The organism is Roseomonas sp. GC11 (genome assembly GCF_024437745.1).
In the GTDB taxonomy this organism is placed as follows: domain Bacteria; phylum Pseudomonadota; class Alphaproteobacteria; order Acetobacterales; family Acetobacteraceae; genus Pseudoroseomonas.
The window spans coordinates 3937-7832 of the sequence record NZ_JANFNY010000136.1 but is presented as its reverse complement, the minus strand read 5'-3'; the positions used below and the strand labels follow the sequence as shown (position 1 = coordinate 7832).

Annotated in this window: 3 protein-coding genes; all 3 read right to left on the bottom strand. The window is 71.9% G+C overall.

The annotated features are described in order from the left end of the window. Nucleotides 1–83: 83 nt before the first annotated feature. Nucleotides 84–899 carry a bifunctional hydroxymethylpyrimidine kinase/phosphomethylpyrimidine kinase gene (thiD, locus tag NON00_RS23420; RefSeq protein WP_256025207.1) on the bottom strand — a complete coding sequence of 272 codons (816 nt, stop codon included), beginning with the start codon at nucleotides 897–899 and terminating at the stop codon, nucleotides 84–86. Next, entirely contained in the window at nucleotides 899–2302 is a 1404-nt protein-coding gene (gene glmM, locus NON00_RS23415; protein ID WP_256025206.1) for a phosphoglucosamine mutase, read from the bottom strand. Before glmM ends, thiD begins: the two co-directional genes overlap by 1 nt. Nucleotides 2303–2610: 308 nt before the next feature. After that, complete coding sequence (gene folP / locus NON00_RS23410; RefSeq protein ID WP_256025205.1) at nucleotides 2611–3660, bottom strand: dihydropteroate synthase; 1050 nt, start codon at nucleotides 3658–3660, stop codon at nucleotides 2611–2613. Nucleotides 3661–3896: the final 236 nt, after the last annotated feature.

Here is a 3896-nt window from a genome sequence, read left to right as displayed (position 1 = left end):
CCCCCCCCCCCCCCCCCCCCCCCCCCCCCCCCCCCCCCCCCCCCCCCCCCCCCCCCCCCCCCCCCCCCCCCCCCGGGGCGGGGTCATACCAGGGTTGCGAGTCGCGCCGGATCGACGGTGAAGGAGTGGTTCAGCGGGCCATGGCCGCGGCCGATGCCGGGGGCGGTGCGCAGCGCCTCATGGACATAGGCGCGGGCACGCACCACGGCGCCGCGCAGGCCGAGGCCCTGGGCGAGGCCGGAGGCAATGGCCGAGGCCAGGGTACAGCCGGTGCCGTGGGTGTGGCGGCTTTCGACGCGCTCGCTCTCGAAGAACTCGATGCCATCCTCGGTGGCGAGCAGGTCGACCAGCCGGTTGCCCGGCAGGTGCCCCCCCTTCAGCAGCACCGCCGGGACGCCGAGGGTGAGCATCATTTCCGCCGCCGCCTCCATCTCCTCGATATTGGAGATGTTCATGCCGGAGAGCACCTCGGCTTCCGGAATGTTGGGGGTGAGGAGGGTGGCGAAGGGCAGCAGGCGGCGCTTCAGCGTCTCGACGGAAGGCTTGTCGAGCAGGGCGTGGCCGCCCTTGGCCACCATCACCGGGTCCGCCACCAGGGGGATGCCGCGGCCATGCTCGGCCAGGGCGTCGCAGACGGCGTTGATGGTGGGCGTATCGGCCAGCATGCCGGTCTTGATGGCATCGGCGCCGATATCCTGGAGCACGAGGCGGATCTGCTGGCGGATGAAATCCGGCGGGATGTGGTGCACGCCGTGCACGCCCATCGTGTCCTGCGCCGTGACGGCGGTGATGGCCGTGGCGGCATAGGCATCCAGCGCCGAGCAGGCCTTGATATCGGCCTGAATGCCGGCGCCGCCCCCGGAATCGGAGCCGGCGATGATGAGGACGCGGCCGCGCATCAGCCTCCCTCCCCCTGCTCGGCGGCGGGGTGCTCGGCGACGGCGCCGGCGGCGGCGCGGGCGCGGATCAGCCCGGCCAGTTCCTGCACGGTCTCCTCCACGATGGTCTCCTCCTCAGCCTCGGCCATCACGCGGATCACCGGCTCGGTGCCGCTGGGACGGATCAGGATACGGCCCCGCCCTTCCAGGCGGGCACTGGCGGCGGCGATGGCCGCCTTGACGGTGGCGTCCTGCAGGGGGCTGACGCCGGCATAGCGGACATTGACGAGGCGCTGCGGCAGCGGCGTGAAGCGGCGGCAGACCTCGCTGGCAGGGCGCCCGCCCTCGGCCAGCACGGCCAACACCTGCAACGCCGCCACCAGCCCATCGCCGGTGGTGCCGAAATCACTCAGAATCATGTGCCCCGACTGCTCGCCACCCAGGTTGCAGCCGGTTTCGCGCATGCGCTCCGCCACATAGCGGTCCCCCACTTTGGTGCGGTGCAGCTTCAACCCCTGAGCGTGAAGAAACCGTTCAAGGCCCAAATTCGACATCACCGTCGCGACGATGGAATCGCCCTGCAACCGCCCCTGCGCCGCCCAGCTGGCGGCGACCACGGCCAGAATCTGGTCGCCATCGATGATCTGGCCCTTCTCATCGGCCAGCACCAGGCGGTCCGCATCACCATCCAGCGCCAGGCCGAGATCGGCGCGGCGCTCGCGCACCAGCTCCGCCATGCGCGCCGGCGCGGTGGAGCCACATTCGCGGTTGATGTTGAAGCCATCCGGCGCGACACCGAGCGGCACAACCTCCGCCCCCAGCTCCCACAGCACGGTGGGCGCCACGCGGTAGGCGGCGCCATGCGCGCAATCGACCACGATGCGCATGCCCGACAGGCTGCGCCCCTTGGGGAAGCTGGCCTTCACCGCCTCGATATAGCGGCCCGGCGCATCCTCCAGCCGGCTGGCGCGGCCGAGCTTGGCGGGGGTGACCAGCTGGGACGACAGGTCCCCCGCCATCAGCGCCTCGATCTGCGCCTCCTCGGCATCGGAGAGCTTCAGCCCGTCCGGGCCGAAGAGCTTGATGCCATTATCCTCGAAGGCATTGTGGCTGGCCGAGATCATCACGCCGAGATCGGCGCGCAGGCTGCGCGTCAGCATGGCGATGGCCGGCGTCGGCAGCGGCCCCACCAGCACCACATCCATCCCCGCGCCGACAAAGCCCGCCGTCAGCGCCGGCTCCAGCATATAGCCGGAGAGACGCGTATCCTTGCCGATCACCACCCGGTGGCGGTGGCTGCCACGGTTGAAGAAGCGGCCCGCCGCCTGCCCCAGCCGCAGCGCGGTGGAGGCATCCATCGGCGCGCGATTCGCCACCCCGCGGATTCCATCCGTGCCGAACAGCCGCCGCACCGCCTCGCTCATCCCATCCACCTGTCTCGCCACACCCTGCTGGACCGCCCTGGGGCGCCGAACCTGCCGCATCATGCCCGATGCAATGGCGCCTGCGCGCGAATCAGGCAAGCGCCTTCCCCAAGCCGGCGCCGGCGAAGAAAAACCCGGCACTCTTGAGAGGGGCTTCGCCCCTCTCAAACCTGCAAGGCAGCGCCTTGCAGCCACCAAAGGCCTGAGGCCTTTGGAAACCCATCAGTGAGTCCCCCCTGATGGCGGGTGCAGGGGGCCCTGCCCCCTGCTGGGGGAGTTTGAGGGGGCAAAGCCCCCTCAAGCCGGCGTCATGCCGCCTCGGGCGCGCTCGCCTCGGCGCAGGCGCGCCACATGCGCAGGGCCTGCACCGTCTCCGCCACATCATGCACCCGCAGGATCGCGGCCCCTCCGGCGGCGGCGGCCATGGCCACGGCCAGGCTGCCCGGCACGCGCTGCGCCGCCACCTCGACCCCCGTGACCGTGCCGATGAAACGCTTGCGCGAGGCGCCGACCAGGATGCGGCAGCCAATGCCCGCCAGCAGCGGCAGGCGGTTCAGCAACTGGAGATTCTGCACGCCGGTCTTGCCGAAGCCGAGCCCGGGATCGATGGCGATGCGGCCGCGCTGGACGCCCAGCGCCTCCGCCGTCTCGACACGCTGGCGCAGAAAGCGCGCGACATCGAGCACGACATCCTCATAGGCCGTCTCGGCCTGCATGCGCCTGGGGTCCAGCACCGGCATGTGCATCAGCACAACCGGCGCCCGTGCCTCCTGCACGACCCGCACGGAGCGGGCATCCTGCCGCAGCGCGGTGACGTCATTAACGATTTCTGCGCCTTCGTCCAGTGCTACCTGCATCGTTGCGGCATGGCGCGTATCGATGCTGACCACCGCCGCCTTGGCCAGTTCCCGCACCACGGGGCGGATGCGGGCGATCTCCTCCTCCGGCGTCACCGGGTCGGCGCCGGGGCGGGTGCTCTCGCCGCCAATGTCCAGGATGTCGGCGCCGGCCTCCAGCATGGCATGGCCGGCGGCAATGGCCGCCGCCGGGTCGAGATGCTGGCCGCCATTGGAAAAACTGTCGGGGGTGGTGTTCAGGATACCCATCACCAGCGGGCGGTCGCCGGGCAGGCCCGCGAAAGGCAGGGGGCGGCGGGTCAGGAGGGAGAGTTCCGTCTCCCAGCCCTCAGGCAGGGCATGGGCAGGGAGGATGCCGAGGTCCTGGCCGGATTCGATCATGCGGACCAGGGGGAAGGCCGCCGGGCCACCCGCCAGGGGCAGGGCGAGGCCATCGCGCAGGGCGTGCAGCGCGGCAGGACCATGCAGCAGGCCAATGGGTTCCAGCCAGCGCTCTGTCATCCTGGTTTCTCCTGGCCAGACACGAAAAAGGCCCCGTTGCCGGGGCCTCTGCTTATCGCAATTTCGGGGGCGGGTCGAACAGGGGGGGAGAGGGAAGCGGGGGGGGGGGGGGGGGGGGGGGGGGGGGGGGGGGGGGGGGGGGGGGGGGGGGGGGGGGGGGGGGGGGGGCCGGGGGGGGGGGGGGGGGGGGGGGGGGGGGGCGGGGCGGGGGGGGGGGGGGGGGGGGGGGGGGGGGT

Bases quoted from the DNA above. Each gene is read 5' to 3' on its own strand.
- thiD (WP_256025207.1), bottom strand. From the start codon at position 899: ATGCGCGGCCGCGTCCTCATCATCGCCGGCTCCGATTCCGGGGGCGGC.
- glmM (WP_256025206.1), bottom strand. From the start codon at position 2,302: ATGAGCGAGGCGGTGCGGCGGCTGTTCGGCACGGATGGAATCCGCGGG.
- folP (WP_256025205.1), bottom strand. From the start codon at position 3,660: ATGACAGAGCGCTGGCTGGAACCCATTGGCCTGCTGCATGGTCCTGCC.